This window comes from Pandoraea sp. PE-S2R-1, assembly GCF_002179865.1.
In the GTDB taxonomy this organism is placed as follows: Bacteria; Pseudomonadota; Gammaproteobacteria; order Burkholderiales; family Burkholderiaceae; genus Pandoraea.
In genome coordinates, this window is record NZ_NGUR01000007.1 from 545,202 (window position 1) to 564,025 (window position 18,824).

Genomic DNA, 18,824 nt, shown 5'->3' on the forward strand with positions numbered 1-18,824 from the left:
CAATGGCGGCTGAGTGAAGACAAGCGAATTTTCTGCACCGCATGAACGGCCTCGCGAGAGCGGGGCATTCGGGGCAACGGCGTCCCGAGGCAATAGGCCTGCTTACAGGCATATCGCTTCGGGACGCCTTTTTTTTGGCATATGAACACGAGGGTTCCCATGAGCACGCTCACGCAATCGTTGAAAAGTGGCAACTGGCGCGCGCTGGTTGCGTGTTTTCTTTACTTCGACACGGGCTTTACCGTCTGGGTGATGCTCGGCCCGCTGGCCCCGTTCATCGGCAAGGACATTGCGATGACACCGGCGCAGACCGGTTTTCTCGTGGCCGTGCCGGTGCTCGGCGCGGCGATTCTGCGCGTGACACTGGGCAATCTCTATCAGGCCTTCGACGGCCGCAAGATCGCGTTGATGGGCCTGACACTGTCGGCGATTCCGTCAGTGGTGCTGCTGCTCATGCCGGGCACGCCGTCATACACGTTGCTGCTCGTGTTGGGCGTGTTCCTCGGGATCGGCGGCGCGAGCTTCGCGGTGGCACTCCCGATGGCGGGCAGCAACTATCCGCCGAAGGTGCAGGGCCTCGTGCTCGGGCTGGCGGCGGCCGGCAATATCGGCGCGGTGCTCGACGGGTTCATGTTCCCGGGGCTTGCCGAACAATTCGGCTGGGCCCGTGCCGCAGGCGCTGCACTGCCGTTGCTGGCGCTTGCCGCGCTCGCGCTCGTGTTCTGGGCCAAGGATCAGGGCGTGAAGTCGGGCAGTGCGCCGCGCGCGTTCACAAGCTTCTTCATTACGGTGTTCGGTCTCGTGGCGCTGGTGTTGTGCGTGCATGCGGGTGCGTTCGGCGAAGGCAAGGCGGGCGTGCTGCTGCTGCCGGTGCTCGGCGCATTGCTCGCTATCGCCGTGTTGCCGCGTCACTATCGCGGCGTGTTGGGTGAGCGCGATACGTGGGTCATCATGCTGGTCTACAGCATTACGTTCGGTGGCTTCGTCGGCATGTCCTCGTACGTGAGCACGCTGCTCATCGCGCTGTACGGCATGCAACGCATCGAGGCCGGCTTGTTCATGGCGTTGCTCGCGTTCCTCGGCGCGTTGGTGCGCCCGATCGGCGGGCTGGTGGCCGACAAGATTTCGGGCGTGCGTGCACTGGTGCTGCTGCTTGCCGCGATTTCGATCTGCGACTTCGTATTTGCCGCGTGGATGCCGCCGCAAGGTGCCGGTATTGCGCTGCTGGTGGTGATGTACCTGTGCTTCGGGCTGGGCAACGGTGCGACGTTCCAGTTGGTGCCGCAGCGCTGGCAAGGCAAGACCGGCCTGATGTCGGGCATCATCGGCGCGGCCGGCGGTATCGGCGGCTTCTATCTGCCCGTGATCATGGGTATGGCGAAGGAGTCGACAGGCAGCTATCAGATGGGCTTCGCTACGTTCGGTGCATTGGCGGGCGTGGCGTTTGCGCTGGTGGTCGTCTTGCGCACGCACTGGATGTCGTGGGCACTGCCCAAGGAAGTGCCGGGCGGGGCGGTGTTGGCGGGCGGTGTCGCGCACGTCGAATAAGGTTTCTACCGACGCAGGAACGGCCCGTCAGCGCCAACGCGCGGCGGGCCGATTTGTTTTGCAGCACGGCGTGAGCGGCGCATCGAATAGACTGTCGGGCACGAATGGAATCCCGCAGGAGACATCATGCGTCTGGGTGTGCCCAGCCTCTCGGCGTTGCAGGCTTTCGAGGCCAGCGCCCGACATCAGAATTTTGCGCAGGCCGCGCAGGAACTCGCCCTCACGCACGGGGCGGTTTGCAAGCGTGTGAATGAGCTGGAAGGGCACTTGGGCGTGGCGCTGTTCGAGCGCGTGAAGCAGCGTCTGGTGCTCACGCCAGCCGGGGCAGAGTACGCGAAACGCATCCGGGTGCATCTCGACCAGATTCGCCGCGATACGCTCGACGTGGTGCAACAGGGACGCGAAACCGAGTTGGAAATTGCTGTCGGCGTGACGTTCGCCGCGCAATGGCTGATTCCCCGGCTGGACGATTTTTACGCCAGCACGCGCGACGTGCGCCTGCATATCATCGGGCGCGACCAGCCGGTGTTCTTCGACGACTCCGCTTTCGACGCCACGATCTACTTCAGCACGCGCCTATGGCCGGGCATGCCCGGCACGGCACTCATTACCGACGACACGTTGATGCTGGTCGCGGCCCCTCGATTGCTGGCGGGGCGGCCGTCGTTATCGAACGACGAGATTGCGGCGCTGTCGTGGATTTGTGTGCGCGACCTGCCGCGCGCATGGGACGACTGGCTGGCCACGCAAGACGCCGCGCAGTTGAAGCCCCAACGCAGTGCGCAGCGCTACGACATGTTCATCATGGCGATCAACGCTGCCGTGGCGGGTCTGGGTGTGGCGCTGTTGCCGCGCGTGCTGATCGAGCGCGAACTGGCGAGCGGCGCGCTGGTGCAGGCGCATGCGCACACGCTCGCCAACCCGCAGACCATCTATTTCTCGTATCCCGCACAACGGCGCGATTGGGCGCCGTTGCAGCAGTTCGACGTTTGGCTGCGCCGTGCGGTCGACGACTATCGCGCGGCCAGATCGGGGCTTTCGCGCAGCACCTGCTCGTAGAGCCCCTGAAAACCCAGCCACGCGACGTAATCCGAACCGAGCAGGCGATGCACTTCGCGTGCTTCGGTTTCGGACAACACTTCCAGCGGCCCGGCGGCTTCCGCCAGCAACTGCACCTGCGCGCAGCGCTCCATGGCGAGAAAGCGATAGGCGGCCGCATCGACCGACGAGCCGACCGTGAGCAGCCCGTGGTTGAGCAGCACCGCCGCACGTTTGTGTCCCATGGACTCGGCGATGCGGCGGCCCTCGTCGGCGCCCAGCACGAGCACGTCGCCGCGAAAGAGCACGTGGTCGTCGTAGAACAGGCAGGCTTCCTGATTGATCGGAGCGAGCGGGCGCGTGCGTGCGGAGAACGCGCGTCCATGCGTGGTGTGCGTGTGCGCCGCCGCTTCGACGTGAGGCAGGGTGGCGTGAATGCCGGCATGAATTGCCATCGCGGCCGCGTTCACGGGACCGTCGCCTTCGTGAAGCCGGCCTGCTTCGTCCACGAGAATCAGATCGTCGGGATGAATCGATGAAAAGTGCTGGGCGTAGCGATTGACCCAGAAGCGGTCGTGAAACTCGGGATCGCGCACGGTGATGTGTCCGGCGATGCCTTCCGCGAGGCCGAAGCGCGCAAAGATCCGGAACGCCACCGCCAGTCGCAGCTTGCGATCGGCGCGCGCGTCGGCAACGTTATCGAAGACGCGCGGTTTGGGCAGCGGTGCGCCGAGTGGCGTGGGGATGGCGAAGGCGTCAGAGGCATCGGGCGTCGCGTGAGCGGCTGACGTCTCGTGAGGCAACGGCGGCAAGGGGGGCGGCAAAGGCATACGGCACTCCGTGGGGAAGGGATGCCGGTCGCACCGCGCCAGATGGCTGACGGTACGCCGGCTTGCCGCCCATTGTCCGAAGGGGACCGCGCTGCGTCTATCGACGAAAAGTCATGGGAGAGATACGGCGTTAGATGCAGCGTTACTTGCCGAACAGCCCGTTGAGGGTGGCGCCGCTGGCCGCGCCGTTGAAGCCGTCGAACCGGCCTTCGGCGAGCGCCGTCGCCGCACTCATGAAACTGCCCCATGCCGTGCGGGCCAGTGCGCCGCCCACGCTCACACGCCGTACGCCGAGGCTGCGCATGTCCTCCAGCGTCAGCGGCGAATTGGCACCGATCAGCACGTTGACCGGCTTCGGTGCGACCGCGGCCACTACGGCGCGGATCTGTTCCGGTGTCTGGATGCCCGGCGCGTAGAGGCAGTCGGCCCCGGCTTCGGCGTAAGCCTTGAGACGGGCAATGGCATCGTCGAGATCGGGCACCCCGGCGAAGAAGTTCTCCGCGCGGCCCACGAGCAGGGTGTCACCACCGGTCTCGTCAATGGCGCGGCGTGCCGCCTTGATACGCTTGACGGCCTCGTCGATCGGGAACAGCGGCGCGTTGACGTCGCCGGTCGAGTCTTCGATGGACAGGCCGGCGACGCCGGTCGCCACCGCGAGCTTCACGCTTTCGGCGACCTCGTCAGGTGTGTTGCCGAAACCGCTTTCGAAGTCCGCATTGACCGGCAGGTCGGTGGCGGCCACGAGGGACTTCAAATGGGCGAGGACAGTGTCGCGCGTCACGGCATTGTCGGGATGACCGGTCGACCATGCGAAGCCCGAGCTGGTCGACGCAATCGCCTGAAAACCGGCATGTTCGAGATAGCGGGCGCTGCCGGCATCCCACGGGTTGGGGATCACAAAACAACCGGCAATATGCAGTTCACGGAAGGCGGCGCGTTTTTCGGCGGTGCTGCGTGGCATGGCAGTCTCCTCTGGCGGATGGCGGCGGCATCCGAGACCTCGCGCCGGTGCCCGGTGTCGAGTCTGATGCGCACGTCTGAAGGCACGATCATCGCGGTTTTGCCGCAGGCTCGCAAGCGCCGGGCAACCCGGCTTTCCTTTGTCTGCCTTTGCGTTTGTTGCGCGATGGCTTCGCATGACTTGATCGCCCGGAAAACCGTCACCGACCGGGTGTTTCGGTGTGCTGGTTTTAGCTGCCGATGCTGATGCGCGACTCATAGCCGGTTTTGACTGCTCTAACCGGTGTTGAAGCGGTTTTGCGGGCGTGCCAAGCGCGATATTTGTGTTCGGGCGAAACTTCGGCAGACACGCCGAATCAATCTCGGTAATTCGCGGTAACAAGCTTTTTTGCGGCAATGCGGGAATAAGCGCGCTTCAACGGGCGTTATGCAATCATCTTCCCCAGTTTCTCAGGATGCCCGTCGTGAATTCACTACCCCCATCACCCGCTTCGTCCACTTCCTCCTCCTCTTCGTCCTCGCCTCGCCATGCCAGCGGGGTTGCGCTGTATGAAGACGCGAAATACACGCGCGTTGCCATGTTGCTGCACTGGGCGGTGGCGTTGCTGATGCTCGGCAACGTCGCCATCGGTCAGACCATCGCGTTGCTCTCCGATGCCACGCTCGAAAAGATCGACGTGCGCTTCTGGATCGATCTGCACAAGTCCATCGGCATCACCGTGCTCGGTCTGGCCATTCTGCGCATTCTGTGGCGCGTAACGCACCGCCCGCCTGCGCTCTCGCACGTCTTCGCGTCGTGGGAGCGTGCAAGCGCCCATCTGGTGCACTGGCTGCTCTACGTGCTGATCTTCGCGTTGCCGCTCTCGGGCTGGGCGCACGATTCGGCGTGGGTGGCTGCGTCGACACACCCGCTCGTGCTCTTCGGCACGTTCCCGTTCCCGCGCATGGGCTTTCTGATGGCGATGAGCGACGCCAGCAAGGATTACTGGCATGGCGTGCTTGGCAATGTGCACACGTACTGCGCCTATTCGCTGTATGTCTTGCTCGCGTTGCACGTCGGCGGTGCGCTCAAGCACCAATGGATCGACCGCCACTCTGTCCTGAACCGGATGCTGCCATGAGCGTGACGACGACCCGGCTCGATGCCGCGCGTGAATTGCATTCGCCGCGCTTCACACTGCCCGCGACGCCGTTGGCGAGTTGGCTGGTCCATGGCACGGTCGCTGTGCTCTGGTGTTTGCTGTTTGCGCAAGCGTTCGTGCTGAAAGGCGTGTTTGCGTGGGGCACGGGCGTGGCCTACGTGGCCTATGACACGGTGCTGCTGGCGTTTGTCTTCTGGAAGGCGTGGCGATTGATGCGCCCGGACCCCGAAGACGCAGCGACTTCGCTGGCGCGTGCCGATGGTCAATTCGCCAGCACGAAAGCCACGGCGCTCACGATGGGCGTGGTGGTCGCTGCGCACAACGAAGCGGCGGCACTGCCGGTCACGTTGCAGGCACTCATGTCGCAGCAGCGCGTGCCTGACCTGATCGTGATTGCCGACGATGGCTCGCGTGACGACACGGCGGCGCTGCTGGTCGAACACTACGGGTTGACCGATCCGGGCGAGGGCGCACTGAGTGCGCCGAGCCGCACGTATCCGAACCTGCGCTGGCTGCGCGTGCCGCACGGCGGCAAGGCGCGCGCACTCAATGCGGCGCTGGTCGGCGTGGACACCGATATCGTGATGACCGTCGACGCGGACACGCTGCTCGATGCCGGGGCCTGTGCCGCCATGCACGACGCGTTTGTCCGTCGTTCGAATCTGGTTGCGGCGACCGGCGTGTTGACGCCCGTGTGCGGCCACAGCGTCGGCGCTCGCGTGTTGCAGTTCTTCCAGACGTACGAATACATCCGCAATTTCATTTCGCGCTTTGCGTGGATGCGCGCCGATGGTCTGTTGCTGATATCCGGTGCGTTTGCGTGCTTCCGCCGTGAGGCCGTGCTTGCCGTGGGTGGGTTCGATCCGGCGTGTCTGGTCGAAGACTACGAGCTGATTCACCGCCTGCGCCGTTATTCGGTCACGCATGGACTGGGTTGGGACGTGCGCGTGATTGGCGGTGCACAGGCGGTGACCGACGCGCCCGGCACGCTCGCGAGTTTTCTGCGTCAGCGGCGCCGCTGGTTTGCCGGTTTCCTGCAAACGCAGTACTGGTATCGCGACATGGTGGGCAATGGCCGCTACGGCAATCTTGGGCGGTTGATGCTGCCGGTGAAGGCGTTCGATACGCTGCAACCGATCTATGGTTTAACCGCGTTCGCCTTGCTGGTTACGTTTGTCTGCGAGGGGCATTACGGTGTGGTGCTGCCGGTGTCGGGCATCATTCTCGGCAAGATCGTGATCGATCTGGGCTTCCACCTGTGGTCGGTGCATGCGTACCGCCGATGGACGGGACACCGCACCGGCACGAGCCTCGGTCTGGCGTTCGCCGCCGCGGTCCTTGAGCCGTTCTCGTTCCAGTTGATGCGTCATGCGGGCGCGGCGCTGGGCTGGGGGCACTTCCTCACCGGGCGGCAACATTGGGGGGTACAGGTGCGACGCGGTATTCTCTCGGGTGAGCGCGGGGCATCGGTACCTCGCGACGGTTGATTCCTTCATTTCCCTAAGCGTCGCCAAGCGCGACCTGACCCGAGACCTCATGATGCGAACGCAGACGTGGCTGGCGATGGCAGGTGCGTTAGGCAGCGTGCTGATGGCTGCCGGGTGCAGTGCACCAGTGGTCAAGCCCGCCGGGCCGGACTATGCGGCGTTGGGCGGGGCGGCCGAAGTGCGCGGCGATTGGGACGCCGCGCGGCGCAACTTCGGTCAAGCCGTGCTTGTGGCGGATCAGACCGGATGGCCGGCGGCACAGCGCGCGGCGATGCACTACGACTACGGCCGGGCGTTGGGCGTGACGTGTTACTACACCGAAGCCGAGCGAGAACTGAGTCTGGCCTACGACCTCGATATCCTGACGGGGCAGTACCGCTATCCGGCACTCGTAGAGTTGGGGCGGCTGGCGCTGGCACAGCGCCAGTTTGCGCAGTCGGCCAACGACTTCTCGCGCGCCCTGGGCTCGCTCGACCGGGCGCAGGCGGTGCGCCACGCCCCGTTTGCCTATGCCGAACTGCTGGACGATTACGCGCTGGCGTTGGGCGGGATGGGCGAAGCCGAAGCGGCGACGCGCATCATCGACCGGGCGGCCAAGGTGCGCGCCGAATTGACCACTCAGTACCTGCAAGCGACATCGCGAACGCCATATGGCACGCAATGCGGCAAGTTTGCGGCGGAGTCCGTCGCGCCGCGCCGGGCGCAATAGCGCCGAGGTCGAATCGGCGCGGGCAGGCAGCGCCAGGTGGCGCGCATGCCATAATTCGGCCAATCCCTTGACCTTCACGTGTTGCGATGTCGATCGCAATACGGTCCCGCCCCCTTGAACAATCTCCTCGTTCCTCTTGAAAAAGCCGGTGATTTCGACGAAATCATCGACGTGCGCTCGCCGTTGGAGTTCGCGGAAGACCATATGCCCGGCGCGATCAACGCCCCGGTGCTGAGCAACGAGGAGCGCGTGATCGTCGGCACGATGTACCGGCAGGTCTCGCCGTTCGAAGCCACCCGGGTGGGCGCGGCCATGGTCGCGCGCAATATCGCGGCGCATCTCGAGACGACCTTCGCCGACCGGCCGCGCAACTGGCGCCCGCTGGTGTACTGCTGGCGAGGCGGCAAGCGCTCGGGGTCGATGACGGTCTGGATGAATCTGATCGGCTGGCGCGCGCGGCAACTCGACGGCGGGTACAAGACCTACCGCCGCGAAGTCGTGGCGGCATTGGAAACCTTGCCGCCCTCGCTGAAGTACGTGGTGTTGGCGGGGCATACGGGCACCGGCAAGACGCGGTTGTTGCATGCGCTCGCGCACACCGGTGCGCAGACGCTCGATCTGGAAGCGCTGGCGATGCATCGCGGCTCGTTATTGGGTGCAATGCCCGACGCGCCGCAGCCGTCGCAGAAATCGTTCGATACGGCACTGGTCGGCACGTTGCGAGCGTTTGATCCACAACGTCCCGTCTTCGTAGAAGCAGAGAGTCGTCGTATCGGGCTGATTTCGTTGCCCGAGTCGCTGATGTCGTCGCTACGCGGCACCACGTGCGTCGAAGTTCGCGCACCACATACCGAGCGAGTTGATCTGTTGATGCAGGATTACGGACACCTCTTTGCGCAGCCGGAATATTTCCGCGCGCAGTTGCTCAAGCTGGTGCCGTTGCACGGGCGTGCTGTGGTGGGCGAGTGGCTCGAACTGCTTGATGCGCAACGTCAGCGCGAGTTGTTCGAGACGCTGGTGATCAAGCATTACGACCCGGCGTATTCACGCAGTTCGCGCAAGATGCTCAGCGGTCCGCCGCCTGCTATGCCGTTTGAATTCCACCCGCTCGTGCCCGATTTGCGCGCACAGGCGCAGGCCTTGCTGACGTGTGTTGAAAGCAGCGAGGCGACCGGTGCGCGCGGCCCCGATCGCCTGACGTCTGCCGACGCTGCCGGCTGACGATTTCCTGACGACTTGCTTCGACTGCGCGATGGCGTCCGTGCCCGCGCAGTTCACCCGCACGCTCTTTCGTCCTTTCGCCCTCACTTCACCGGCAGGCAGATACGCGTTTGCAACTCTGCGGGCGGCGTCGTGCGCGGGTCGTTGAGGTACTGCTCGAACATCGGGAAGTCGGCGGGCTCCAGACCGCTGCTCGGCAACCACTCTGAAAAGAGCCAGTTGTACGGCTTGCTCATTTCGTTGTACGGCCCGGTGTAGGTCAGGATCGCGCAGCGGCCCGCCGGGATTTCGAAGCGTTCGAGATCGTTGCCGAGCTCGGCGTCCGGGGCCACCGACATGCCCGCGAGCGAGCGCAACTGATCGGCGGGGACTTGTTCCGGGTCGTCGAAATACACGCCGAAGCCGGTCGATTCCGGCTGGGCCAGCCCGAGTGCGCCGGCAAGCATGAACGCGCGCACGAACACCGGGCCAATTTCCTGATAGTCGCCTTGATGCTTGAGGACGGCGAGCGTCGTGGCGGGGACCGATTCGATGGTGATGGGATACATGGTGAGCTCCAGAGGATTGAAGGGTCCGGAGCGGGCGTCACGATATCGTCCCGGCGGCATGCCGAAGTACGCACCGAAAGCCCGGTTGAAAGCGGCGTCCGACGCATAGCCGGCACGCGACGCCACAACACGCATGGAATCCTCTGACCCGGCCAGCGCGACCGCCGCGCGGTGCATCCGGATGCGTTGCACCGTGCCGTTCACCGTCTCGCCCATCAAAGCGCGATAGATGCGGTGAAAGTGAAACGGCGACAGGCACGCCAGATCCGCCAGTTGATACAGATCGGGGGTGGTGTCGGGATGACTGGCCAGCCATTGCAGCACGGGCTCCATGCGCTGGGCATACCGAACGTGGGTCTCAGGTTTCATTTGCGCTCCTTGGTCTGCAATGTAGCCAGAGGCCGTTTGCCGATTTTGCGATATTGCGATATTTCACAATTTCCAAGCGTTGTCTCGATGGTTTGGCCTACGTAGCCCTAGTATCGCGCCTCCATGGCCGTAACAGGCAAGAGAGAACTCATCGGAGGCATCATGTTTCGACGTATGTTGGCAGAAGGCATCGGCACATTCTGGCTGGTGTTCGGCGGTTGCGGCAGTGCCGTACTTGCTGCGGCATTCCCGCAACTCGGCATCGGCTTTGCCGGTGTCGCATTGGCGTTCGGTCTGACGGTGCTCACGATGGCCTATGCCGTCGGTCACATCTCCGGCGGCCATTTCAATCCCGCCGTGACACTGGGGCAATGGGCCGGTGGATTGTTTCCGGCGAAGGACATCGCGCCATACATGGGCGCGCAGGTGCTTGGCGGCATGGTCGCCGGGGGCGTTCTGTTCGTGATCGCGAGCGGTGCGCCCGGATTCGACCCGTCGGCATCCGGCTTCGCAGCCAACGGCTATGGCAGCCACTCGCCCGGCGGCTACTCGCTGGCGGCGGCCGTGGCGATCGAACTGGTGCTGACGGCCTTCTTCGTCGTGATCATCAACAGTGTCGTGTCGCGCGCGGCACTCACAGCAGTTGCCCCGATCGCGATCGGTCTGGCACTCACGCTGATCCATCTGATTTCGATTCCCGTGACGAATACGTCGGTGAACCCTGCACGCAGTACTGGCGTTGCCGTCTTTCAGGGCGGCTGGGCAATCGATCAATTGTGGGTGTTCTGGCTCGTACCGTTGGCCGGCGGCGTCATCGGAGGACTGGTGTCGCGTGCCTTGCGGTCTTCCTCCTGAAATTCGACGTTGACAACTAACACTGTTAGATTAGACTAACGGTGTTAGTCTTGCTGCCGCCTCGATGCCGTTTGAGGGTGGCGGCATGTTTGCTTGTCAATTGCATCCATTGAGGACGAATGCCATGTCAGAGAAGGTCTGGTTTATCACCGGTGCATCGCGAGGATTCGGGCGTGTCTGGGCCGAGGCGGCACTACGGCGGGGCGACAAAGTGGTGGCGACGGCCCGCTCGCTCGCCGACATCGAGGATCTGGGCATTTACGGCGATGCCGTGTTGCTTCTGCCGTTGGACGTGACCAATGGCGATGCCGTGTACGGCGCAGTTCACCGGGCACATGCGCATTTCGGACGGCTCGACGTGGTCCTCAACAACGCGGGCTATGGGCTCTTCGGCATGCTGGAAGAGACGAGCGAAGCACAAGCCCGCGCGCAGATGGAAACGAACTTCTTTGGCGCGCTATGGGTGATGCAGGCAGCGCTGCCGATCTTGCGGGCGCAGGGGCACGGGCACATTCTGGCCGTATCGAGTTTTGCGGGCGTCGTGACGTTTCCCAGCGCATCGGTATATGTCGCATCGAAGTGGGCGCTCGACGGCATGTGCGATGCGCTGTCGAAAGAAGTGGCCGGCTTCGGCATCAAGGTCACGCTCATCGAGCCGGGTGGGTATGACACGGACTGGCGCGGCAGTTCGGCGCACCACGTGACGAAGCTCGATGCCTATGCGGAATTGCGCGGTCAGCTTGCGGCGGCGATGGGCAGCCGAAAGCTCGGTGACCCGGCCGCAACCGCGAACGCGATCCTTGCCGTGGTCGATGCCGATGAACCCCCGTTGCGGCTCTTGCTCGGCGCGGGCACCGTCGATATCGCGACACGCACGTATCAGGAGCGAATCGGCGTCTGGCAACACTGGGCCGACGTCTCGGCCGCCGCACACGGTGGCGCTGGCTGACCCACGTAGATTGATCTCGCTGAGCGATCCCCCTCCGTCACAGAGGCATTCCCCGCACTGTCGGCGCGATGATAAGCTAACGCCGTTAGTTTTGACGGGAAACACCATGGCGATTCAACGGGACGACGTCGTACAGACGGCGCTGGCTTTACTCGACGGCGGGGGAATGGAGGGCGTGACGTTGCGCAAGGTGGCACAGGCGCTCGACATTCAGGCGCCGTCGCTCTACTGGCACTTCGCCAACAAGCAGGCGTTGCTCGATGCAATGGCCGACGCGATGTTGCAGGATGTCGCGCGTGATGTGCCGCCGGATGCGGACTGGCGAGCGGTGTTGAATGCCGTTTCACTTGAGATTCGACACGCCTTCAACGCCTATCGGGATGGTGCCCGGGTGTTCGCCGGGACGTATGAGACGACGGAAAACGTGTTGCGCACAGGCGAGGCGATGATCGCCGCCTTTGTGCGCGCCGGGGCCGACATCGAGTTGGCGACCACAACGGCGTTCAGCGTGGTCTATTACGTGGTGGGTTTCGTGATCGAAGAGCAGGCGTTCAAGGCGGAAGCCTCAAGCGAAAAGGCAGCGGAAAGCGTGGCGCGCAAGACGGCGTTCCTGAATGCCGCCAAGCAGACATATCCGCTCAGTTGGCAGGCCCGTCAGCATTTGTTCGCGCCCGACTTCGACAAACGATTCTCGGTGGGCATCGATCTGTTGCTCGGCGGGTTTGTGCAACAACTGGCCGACGGCAACAAGAAAAAGGCCCCGCGTCGTTCACACGCTCGCTGAGAACGTGTCGATCAGCATGCGCGCGGCCAGCGCCGCGAGCACTATGCCCATGAACCACCGTTGCAGGGTCAACAGGGCCGGGCGCTGCGCGAGAAATTTGGCCGTACTCCCCGCGCCGATCGCGACAGCGCCGTTCACCAGCACGAACGCCAGAATCACGACCGAGCCCATGGTGATGGAAGTCTTCAGCAGGTTGCCGCCCTGATCGCGGACGAACTGCGGCACCAGCGTCAGAAAGATCATCGCAAGTTTCGGGTTCAACAGGCTCGTCGTCGCCCCCATCACGAAGAGCCGGCGCGGCGGCTCGTACGAGAGCTCACGCGCTTCGAACGGTGAGCGCCCGCCCGGTTTGACGGCCTGCCATGCGAGATAGAGCAGGTAGGCGGCACCCGCGATGCTTAGCGCACTCATCCCGTACGGCACGTGCATGAACAGCGCCGTAATGCCGAATGCCGCACTCAGCATGTAGAAGAGGTAGCCGATGATCACGCCCGCCAGCGAGACCAGTCCGGCCGCCCGGCCCTGTGCGATCGAGCGCGACATCACATAGATCATGTTCGGGCCCGGCGTAATCGCCAGCAGGCCACAGATGGTGAGAAACGCATAAAACGAGGCGGCATCGCGCATAGTCTTGCTCGACAGGAGGCAGTGATCGCGCTCAGTATCGGAGCGTGCCCGACCTCGGTAAAGCAATATAATCTGAGCCAATTCGTCAGATTTTCTGAGTAATATGAAAAAGCTCGATCTCGATGTGCTGGAAATGGTGGTGGCCGTTGCGGAGACTGGTTCGTTCGTGCGCGGTGCCGAGGCGGTGCATCGCTCGCCATCGGCGCTCAGCATGCAGATCAAGGCACTGGAAGACGATCTGGGCAAGCCGTTGTTTATCCGGAACACCCGGCGATTGGCCGTGACGGCCGAAGGGCAGACGCTGGTGGACTACGGGCGGCGAATGCTCGAGATGCGCAGTGAAGCGTGGGCATCGATCGTGCGGCCCGAGATCAAGGGCCGCGTGACCATCGGCGTGCCGGACGACTATGCGTCGTCGTTGTTGCCGCAGGTGCTCCGGAAGTTTGCCGTGGCGCACCCGCGCGTCGAGATTCGCGTGATCGGGCTGGCCAGCAACGCGCTGGTGCCTTTGCTCAAGGACAACACGCTGGACTTGGCTTGCCTGACCAAGGTCAAGGGACTGCCGGGAGAATTCATCCGGTTCGAGCCGTCGGTATGGGTAGGCCCGCCAACGCGGCCCGTGTGGAAAGAGCGCCCGCTGCCGGTGGCGTTATTCGCCCCCGGCAGCACGGCGCGTGCGACCGCCATCGCAGCACTTCAGCGTGCAGGCATCAAGTACCGCATGTCTTACGAAAGCCCCAGCCTGCTCGGACTCATCAGCATGGTCGAGGCGGGGCTGGCGGTCGCACCGCTCGCACGATGCAGCGTGCCTGCGCATCTTGTTCAGCTCTCGCAGAGCGACGGCCTGCCCCCGCTGGACGATCTCGAAGTGGTGCTGGCGCGCAGTGCAACCTCCAACCGCCCGCCGTGCGACTTTCTGGCGGAGCAGATTCTGACCGAACTGCGCACCTGAGCATGACACCTCCGGCCCGTCAGCCGATCCACGCGGAATTGCGAATCACGCTACAGAAATTACCGCGATGGAAATGCGGGTCCTTGTCGGCCAGCACGTCAGCCTTGACGTTGCCGAACGTCGTGTCCGGCTTGTGCTTGATGCCGTCGTAGAACGCCTGAATGATGTCTTCCTTGAAGTGAGCCGTGCGCGGGTGGGCACGTACAACGGCCTCTCGTTCGATCTCGCTGTACTCGGGATAGGTCAGGCCCAGTACATCCATCTCTACGCCCGCCGTGACCAGCGCGATCACCGGGTGCATATGCTGCGGAATACCGGGCGTCGTGTGCAGCGCGATCGCCGTCCACACCACGTCGATGTCCTGTTGTGCAATGCCTTTGCTTTTCAGAAAATCACTCGCCGCATTCGCACCGTCGACTTCGAATCGTTCGCACGCGCTGCTGTGTTGATGGGTGAGCCCCATGTCATGAAACATGCAGCCGCAATAGAGGAGTTCGGGGTCGAACTTGAGCCCGCGATGCTGGCCGGCGAGGGCGGCGAAATAGAAGACGCGGCTTGAGTGATGGAACAGCAGGGGGGATGCGGTATCGCGCACGATCTCCGTGATTTCACGCGCGAACTGACTATCGGGCACCGCAATACCGGCAACATTGGCAGACATGATGAACCTCCAGAAGGGGACAGCCCGGACAATTCGAACTGTGCGGACACTTCCAATTCTGCGCACCGACGCCCCGGATCGCTACCGGCTTGCGGGGCCCATTTCCGCCAGATGCGTGTTCATGTCGGCCAGCCGCCAAGGGAGGCTATCGGCGAAATAGAGGCTAAAAATGGCCGGTGGTCAGATGCCACGCGCACGGTGTCGACCCATGCGTAGGGGGAGCAGCGAGACGGCCGTGCTTAATCGAGATCGATTCGTGGAAGATTCGCCACGAGCGCATCGATGGCGCAACGCGTTTTCAGCGGCATGTAGGGCGTTTTCGGCCATACCGCATGGATCGCCAGCGGTCGCACACCGCAACGCTCTCTTAGCGCGACAAGTTCGCCGGTGGCGACATATCGTGCCATGAGCCAGCACGGTATCTGCACGAGTCCGAGACCGGCAACGCCAGCGCCGGCAATCGCCTGCACGTCGTCAAGGCTCACTTGCGGCTTGACTTGCAACTCGTGCTCCACGCCCTGCGCATCGTGCATGCGCCATGTGCTCACCACGCCGCCGCGCGAATACATGATGCCCGCATGACCGGCAAAGTCGTCGATCTCGACGGGGCTGCCATGCTTCGCCAGATAAGCCGGCGAGCCGCCGATGCTCACGTCCTGAATGCCCAGACGCCGCGCCGCCAGACTCGTGCTGTCGCGCAACTCGCCGATGCGCACCGCGAGATCGATGTTCTCTTCGACGAGGTCGACCGCCCGGTCGGTGAACGAGATATCGATCTGAAGCTCGGGGTGCTGGCGTGCGAGATCGAACAACACTGGGGCGACGCAATGGTGCCCGAACGCAATCGGTGCGCTTACCCGCAACTGGCCCCGTGGCGCACTGTGTCCACTCTCCAATTCGGCCTCACCCGCCTCCAACTCGGCAAGCGCTCGCACGCATCGATCGTAATAAGCCTGCCCGGCTTCGGTGAGCGTCTGACTGCGCGTGGTGCGATGGAGCAGACGTGCCCCCAACCGGTCTTCCAGCCGCGTAATGACTTTGCCGACGGCCGAGCGCGTCAGGTTCAGGCGCTCGGCGGCGAGCGTGAAGCTGCCGGCTTCGATCACCTGCACAAAGACCGCCACACCGTCCAGATTGATTGACATATTCGGTCCTTGTGGTTGTGTTTTATGGGAAAAACTGTCGTCAATGGGGAATCTGATTCCCGATATAGTACATCGGCCAAATACTTTTCTCTGCGATACCTATGACGCTTTCTCGAGACCCCAAAAACGCGCTGGCGCTAGCGGCGATCTGCCTGACATCGTTGATGTTCGGCCTTGAAATTTCCAGCGTGCCGACCATCCTCCCGACCCTTGAGCGCGTGCTGCATGCCGACTTCAAGGCGCTTCAATGGATCATGAATGCCTACACGCTGGCGTGCACGACGGTACTGATGGCCACGGGCACGCTGGCCGACCGGTTCGGACGCCGGCGCGTCTACGTCGCCAGCATCGTGATTTTTGCGGTGACATCACTCATCTGCGGGTTGGCGCAAAGCGCCGCGGTGCTGATCGTCAGCCGGTTTTTGCAGGGCGTGGGTGGCGGCGCGATGCTGATCTGCATGGTGGCGGTGCTGTCGCATCAATTTCGGGAAGGGCGCGAGCGCAGCCGGGCGTTTGGCGCATGGGGCATCGTGTTCGGCAGCGGACTGGGCTTCGGTCCGATCGTCGGCGGGTTGATCGTCGCTGTGTCGAACTGGCAGTGGGTCTTTCTGATCCACGTGGTGATTGCGATGGTGGCGCTCGGCCTCGTGTTTGCAGGCGTGAAGGAGTCGCGCGATCCGCACGCCGAGCATCTGGACGTGCCGGGCATCGTGACGCTGTCGTTGTCGACGTTCGGCCTCGTCTACTACATCACGCAGGGGCCGGACCTTGGTTTCGACAGCCCCATCGGATTGAGCATCATCGGTGCGTCTGTTCTGAGTTTCATCGCGTTTCTCATCGTAGAGAAGCGCAGTCCCCGGCCGATGTTCGACTTTTCGGTGTTCCGTGTCCGCGCGTTTTCCGGGGCGATGTTCGGCTCGATGGGGATGAACTTCAGCTACTGGCCGTTCATCGTGTATCTGCCGATCTACTTTCAGGGCGCGCTCGGCTATAGCAGCGTGAACACCGGGTTGGCGCTGCTCGCCTATACGGTGCCGACACTCATCGTGCCGCCGTTCGCCGAACGTCTTGCGCTTCGGATTGGCGCACGCAAGGTGATTCCGCTGGGTATGTTTACGATCGGCCTTGGCTTCCTGCTGATGCGCTTTGGCATTGATGTGGCGCATGCCAGTTGGCTGACCGTGTTGCCGGGCTGTGTGTTGTGCGGTGCCGGACTGGGGATGACCAACACGCCGGTGACCAATACGGCGACCGGGGCGGTGTCGTCGAACCGCGCAGGGATGGCGTCGGGCATCGACATGAGCGCGCGACTGATCAGTCTGGCGATCAATATTGCGGTGATGGGGTTCGTGCTGCTCGAAGGCGTCAGCGCCTATCTCGCTCGCGCGCTGCCGGCGTCTTCAGATGCACTGTCGCTGCGCTGGCTCGCGGAGAAGGTGGCGGCGGGCAGTTTCGATCAGTTGGCGCAGGGCAATGCGGCATTGTCAGCGGCTGACCCGAACGGAGCCATCGTTCATGGCGCGTTGGTGCACGGCTTCGGTCTGGTGATGTTGTACGGCGTGATCGGCGCGTGGGTGCTGGCAGCGCTGAGCTATGTGGCGTTCGGGGCAGGCCCGCGTGCACGGCATCAGGAAGTTGCTTTCGACGACGGTGTGCGCCCGCCGAGTCTGTAAGAAAGACAGACGCCGGAGGTTGTCTCCGGCGTCGATTTGCGGTTTTAGAATACTAAGGAATACTCAGGAAAACACGGGATTCTTGTCGGCCAGACCCACGACTTCGTCATAGATGTGGTCACGCGTTCGACCATCGACGCGTTGCCAGAGCCGGGCCAGCCAGTATTTCATCCTGAGCTTGGTGACGACGGCAGCGCTCACCGGTGTGGCGGGAAACTGGATGTTCTCGCCGACCAGCTTGCCGTCGAGATACGCGTGGGCGTTGGCCCTGACGTAGACCTTGGCCTGCATCAGGCTGGTGGCCCGTGAGGCGAACGCGAGATCGAGACAGGTCAGTGTCCAGACGGAATCTCGTTGCTCGCCATAGACATGAAGCAGTATGCGTTCCTTTCTCATGATCGACTCCTCGTTGATGCGTGCATGACCGGATCTTTGGCTGATCCTGGTGGCTTTTGCGTGGGAAGTCGGTTCGCTATCGAACCGACGCGCCCGCAATTCCCCCGTACGGTCGAGGCAACGTCGGAATCTGTGTCTCGCCTGCGGCGGTAAGACGATCAGAGACTATCGAAGAACGGCGCCATGCGATCGCGTGAGCACGCAATGTGATGCGCCATCGCGTCACGGGCCGCGTCGGCATCGTGGGCACAGAGCGCTTTCACGATGTCGGCGTGCTCGGTGATCGCTTCTTCTGTCACCCGCGAATGAAAGCGCAGACGGAAGACATGCATATGCGCATGAAGACGCGACAGCGTCTCGGCAATCAACTCGTTGCCGCTGCACGCCGCAATCCACGCATGGAACTTCGCATCCTGTAACGCAAACTTGCCGTAGGCCACCTGCGCATTGCCGCCCGAGACGTTCTCCATGCTCTCGGCCAGCGTCTTCAATTCGGTCAGCGCCGCGTCATCCATCAACTGGGCTGCCTCGGCCGCGGCGTAGGGCTCCAGCAGCATGCGCATGTCGTAGATCTGCTTGAACCGGTCTCGCGTGGGCATGGCGGCGGCGCTGTAGCCGACGTTATGCGTCTTCACCACCAGCCCCTCGTTCTCGAGGCGAATCAGCGCGGCGCGTATCGGCGTTTGCGAAACCCCCAACTCTCTGACGAGTGCATCGACGGCAATCCGGCTTCCCGGCGCAATGGCGAGGGAGATCAGCCGGGAGAGCAGCGTCTCGTAAATCTCATCGCCCAGCGCGCGTCGAGCCGACAGGTGGCTCGCGTCGTGCTCGGCAGCGGCGAAAAAGGTGGTCGATCTTGGATCTAGGTTGGACATGGATGGCTCTCCGGGATAACGCGCTTGACCGTGCCAGATTATAACCCTATCCTGT

Annotated in this window: 19 protein-coding genes; 11 read left to right on the forward strand and 8 right to left on the reverse strand. The window is 63.2% G+C overall.

The features are described 5' to 3' along the window. Nucleotides 1-159: 159 nt before the first annotated feature. Both CDV44_RS05090 and CDV44_RS05095 read left to right on the forward strand, forming a co-directional pair. Nucleotides 160-1,548: an MFS transporter gene (locus CDV44_RS05090; RefSeq protein WP_087686942.1), complete on the forward strand. Its 1,389-nt coding sequence runs from the start codon at nucleotides 160-162 to the stop codon at nucleotides 1,546-1,548. A gap of 126 nt (nucleotides 1,549-1,674) precedes the next feature. Continuing rightward, on the forward strand, nucleotides 1,675-2,607 hold the full coding sequence (locus CDV44_RS05095) for a LysR substrate-binding domain-containing protein (protein WP_087686943.1): 933 nt from the start codon (nucleotides 1,675-1,677) through the stop codon (nucleotides 2,605-2,607). Here CDV44_RS05095 and CDV44_RS05100 read toward each other — a convergent pair. Together CDV44_RS05100 and CDV44_RS05105 are read right to left on the reverse strand one after the other, a co-directional pair. Next, the gene (locus CDV44_RS05100) at nucleotides 2,562-3,416 is read right to left on the reverse strand and encodes a class II aldolase/adducin family protein (protein ID WP_087686944.1); all 855 of its coding nucleotides are present in this window, start codon (nucleotides 3,414-3,416) and stop codon (nucleotides 2,562-2,564) included. The two genes, CDV44_RS05095 and CDV44_RS05100, sit on opposite strands and share 46 nt — an antisense overlap. A 142-nt stretch (nucleotides 3,417-3,558) precedes the next feature. Next, nucleotides 3,559-4,377, reverse strand: coding sequence for an oxaloacetate decarboxylase (locus CDV44_RS05105; protein WP_087686945.1), 819 nt, complete (start codon nucleotides 4,375-4,377; stop codon nucleotides 3,559-3,561). A 577-nt stretch (nucleotides 4,378-4,954) separates the two neighbouring features. Between CDV44_RS05105 and CDV44_RS05110 the strand changes: the two genes are divergently transcribed. The 4 genes from CDV44_RS05110 to mnmH all read left to right on the forward strand — a co-directional run bounded on the left by CDV44_RS05110 (nucleotide 4,955) and on the right by mnmH (nucleotide 8,935). After that, nucleotides 4,955-5,497 carry a cytochrome b gene (locus CDV44_RS05110; protein WP_237172168.1) on the forward strand — a complete coding sequence of 181 codons (543 nt, stop codon included), beginning with the start codon at nucleotides 4,955-4,957 and terminating at the stop codon, nucleotides 5,495-5,497. Continuing rightward, a complete protein-coding gene (locus tag CDV44_RS05115; protein ID WP_087686947.1) occupies nucleotides 5,494-7,005 on the forward strand; it encodes a glycosyltransferase family 2 protein in 1,512 nt (503 codons plus the stop codon). Before CDV44_RS05110 ends, CDV44_RS05115 begins: the two co-directional genes overlap by 4 nt. Nucleotides 7,006-7,054: 49 nt before the next feature. Beyond that, a complete protein-coding gene (locus CDV44_RS05120; protein WP_087686948.1) occupies nucleotides 7,055-7,714 on the forward strand; it encodes a hypothetical protein in 660 nt (219 codons plus the stop codon). Nucleotides 7,715-7,828: 114 nt separating this feature from the next. Continuing rightward, on the forward strand, nucleotides 7,829-8,935 hold the full coding sequence (mnmH, locus tag CDV44_RS05125) for a tRNA 2-selenouridine(34) synthase MnmH (protein ID WP_087686949.1): 1,107 nt from the start codon (nucleotides 7,829-7,831) through the stop codon (nucleotides 8,933-8,935). Nucleotides 8,936-9,018: 83 nt separating this feature from the next. On the opposite strand, the gene CDV44_RS05130 is transcribed toward mnmH, so the two are convergent. Beyond that, nucleotides 9,019-9,852, reverse strand: a complete 834-nt coding sequence (locus CDV44_RS05130) for a GyrI-like domain-containing protein (protein WP_087686950.1) — start codon at nucleotides 9,850-9,852, stop codon at nucleotides 9,019-9,021. Between the two features lie 162 nt (nucleotides 9,853-10,014). Between CDV44_RS05130 and aqpZ the strand changes: the two genes are divergently transcribed. From aqpZ to CDV44_RS05145, 3 genes are all read left to right on the forward strand, one after another. Beyond that, on the forward strand, nucleotides 10,015-10,707 hold the full coding sequence (gene aqpZ / locus CDV44_RS05135; protein ID WP_087686951.1) for an aquaporin Z: 693 nt from the start codon (nucleotides 10,015-10,017) through the stop codon (nucleotides 10,705-10,707). Nucleotides 10,708-10,831: 124 nt separating this feature from the next. Further along, complete coding sequence (locus CDV44_RS05140) at nucleotides 10,832-11,656, forward strand: SDR family NAD(P)-dependent oxidoreductase (protein WP_087686952.1); 825 nt, start codon at nucleotides 10,832-10,834, stop codon at nucleotides 11,654-11,656. Between the two features lie 106 nt (nucleotides 11,657-11,762). Beyond that, a complete protein-coding gene (locus tag CDV44_RS05145) occupies nucleotides 11,763-12,440 on the forward strand; it encodes a TetR/AcrR family transcriptional regulator C-terminal domain-containing protein (protein ID WP_087686953.1) in 678 nt (225 codons plus the stop codon). On the opposite strand, the gene CDV44_RS05150 is transcribed toward CDV44_RS05145, so the two are convergent. Then, nucleotides 12,426-13,067: a LysE family translocator gene (locus tag CDV44_RS05150; RefSeq protein WP_087686954.1), complete on the reverse strand. Its 642-nt coding sequence runs from the start codon at nucleotides 13,065-13,067 to the stop codon at nucleotides 12,426-12,428. The two genes, CDV44_RS05145 and CDV44_RS05150, sit on opposite strands and share 15 nt — an antisense overlap. Before the next feature lie 103 nt (nucleotides 13,068-13,170). Here CDV44_RS05150 and CDV44_RS05155 point away from each other — a divergent pair, with 103 nt between their 5' ends. Then, nucleotides 13,171-14,019, forward strand: a complete 849-nt coding sequence (locus CDV44_RS05155) for a LysR substrate-binding domain-containing protein (RefSeq protein WP_087686955.1) — start codon at nucleotides 13,171-13,173, stop codon at nucleotides 14,017-14,019. Nucleotides 14,020-14,038: 19 nt separating this feature from the next. On the opposite strand, the gene CDV44_RS05160 is transcribed toward CDV44_RS05155, so the two are convergent. Both CDV44_RS05160 and CDV44_RS05165 read right to left on the reverse strand, forming a co-directional pair. Further along, nucleotides 14,039-14,680: an HD domain-containing protein gene (locus tag CDV44_RS05160; protein WP_087686956.1), complete on the reverse strand. Its 642-nt coding sequence runs from the start codon at nucleotides 14,678-14,680 to the stop codon at nucleotides 14,039-14,041. A 239-nt stretch (nucleotides 14,681-14,919) separates the two neighbouring features. After that, nucleotides 14,920-15,825 carry a LysR family transcriptional regulator gene (locus CDV44_RS05165; protein ID WP_087686957.1) on the reverse strand — a complete coding sequence of 302 codons (906 nt, stop codon included), beginning with the start codon at nucleotides 15,823-15,825 and terminating at the stop codon, nucleotides 14,920-14,922. Between the two features lie 101 nt (nucleotides 15,826-15,926). Between CDV44_RS05165 and CDV44_RS05170 the strand changes: the two genes are divergently transcribed. Then, nucleotides 15,927-17,498 (forward strand): MFS transporter, encoded by a 1,572-nt coding sequence (locus CDV44_RS05170; RefSeq protein WP_087686958.1) that lies wholly within the window; start codon nucleotides 15,927-15,929, stop codon nucleotides 17,496-17,498. A gap of 63 nt (nucleotides 17,499-17,561) precedes the next feature. Here CDV44_RS05170 and CDV44_RS05175 read toward each other — a convergent pair whose 3' ends face one another. Together CDV44_RS05175 and CDV44_RS05180 are read right to left on the reverse strand one after the other, a co-directional pair. Next, nucleotides 17,562-17,894, reverse strand: coding sequence for a hypothetical protein (locus tag CDV44_RS05175; RefSeq protein WP_087686959.1), 333 nt, complete (start codon nucleotides 17,892-17,894; stop codon nucleotides 17,562-17,564). A gap of 158 nt (nucleotides 17,895-18,052) precedes the next feature. Next, nucleotides 18,053-18,769 carry a GntR family transcriptional regulator gene (locus CDV44_RS05180; protein WP_087686960.1) on the reverse strand — a complete coding sequence of 239 codons (717 nt, stop codon included), beginning with the start codon at nucleotides 18,767-18,769 and terminating at the stop codon, nucleotides 18,053-18,055. Nucleotides 18,770-18,824: the final 55 nt, after the last annotated feature.

Coding starts and splice junctions, on each gene's coding strand:
- CDV44_RS05090 (WP_087686942.1), top strand. CDS start 160: ATGAGCACGCTCACGCAATCGTTGAAAAGTGGCAACTGGCGCGCGCTG.
- CDV44_RS05095 (WP_087686943.1), top strand. CDS start 1,675: ATGCGTCTGGGTGTGCCCAGCCTCTCGGCGTTGCAGGCTTTCGAGGCC.
- CDV44_RS05100 (WP_087686944.1), bottom strand. CDS start 3,416: ATGCCTTTGCCGCCCCCCTTGCCGCCGTTGCCTCACGAGACGTCAGCC.
- CDV44_RS05105 (WP_087686945.1), bottom strand. CDS start 4,377: ATGCCACGCAGCACCGCCGAAAAACGCGCCGCCTTCCGTGAACTGCAT.
- CDV44_RS05110 (WP_237172168.1), top strand. CDS start 4,955: ATGTTGCTGCACTGGGCGGTGGCGTTGCTGATGCTCGGCAACGTCGCC.
- CDV44_RS05115 (WP_087686947.1), top strand. CDS start 5,494: ATGAGCGTGACGACGACCCGGCTCGATGCCGCGCGTGAATTGCATTCG.
- CDV44_RS05120 (WP_087686948.1), top strand. CDS start 7,055: ATGATGCGAACGCAGACGTGGCTGGCGATGGCAGGTGCGTTAGGCAGC.
- CDV44_RS05130 (WP_087686950.1), bottom strand. CDS start 9,852: ATGAAACCTGAGACCCACGTTCGGTATGCCCAGCGCATGGAGCCCGTG.
- aqpZ (WP_087686951.1), top strand. CDS start 10,015: ATGTTTCGACGTATGTTGGCAGAAGGCATCGGCACATTCTGGCTGGTG.
- CDV44_RS05140 (WP_087686952.1), top strand. CDS start 10,832: ATGTCAGAGAAGGTCTGGTTTATCACCGGTGCATCGCGAGGATTCGGG.
- CDV44_RS05145 (WP_087686953.1), top strand. CDS start 11,763: ATGGCGATTCAACGGGACGACGTCGTACAGACGGCGCTGGCTTTACTC.
- CDV44_RS05150 (WP_087686954.1), bottom strand. CDS start 13,067: ATGCGCGATGCCGCCTCGTTTTATGCGTTTCTCACCATCTGTGGCCTG.
- CDV44_RS05155 (WP_087686955.1), top strand. CDS start 13,171: ATGAAAAAGCTCGATCTCGATGTGCTGGAAATGGTGGTGGCCGTTGCG.
- CDV44_RS05160 (WP_087686956.1), bottom strand. CDS start 14,680: ATGTCTGCCAATGTTGCCGGTATTGCGGTGCCCGATAGTCAGTTCGCG.
- CDV44_RS05165 (WP_087686957.1), bottom strand. CDS start 15,825: ATGTCAATCAATCTGGACGGTGTGGCGGTCTTTGTGCAGGTGATCGAA.
- CDV44_RS05170 (WP_087686958.1), top strand. CDS start 15,927: ATGACGCTTTCTCGAGACCCCAAAAACGCGCTGGCGCTAGCGGCGATC.
- CDV44_RS05175 (WP_087686959.1), bottom strand. CDS start 17,894: ATGAGAAAGGAACGCATACTGCTTCATGTCTATGGCGAGCAACGAGAT.
- CDV44_RS05180 (WP_087686960.1), bottom strand. CDS start 18,769: ATGTCCAACCTAGATCCAAGATCGACCACCTTTTTCGCCGCTGCCGAG.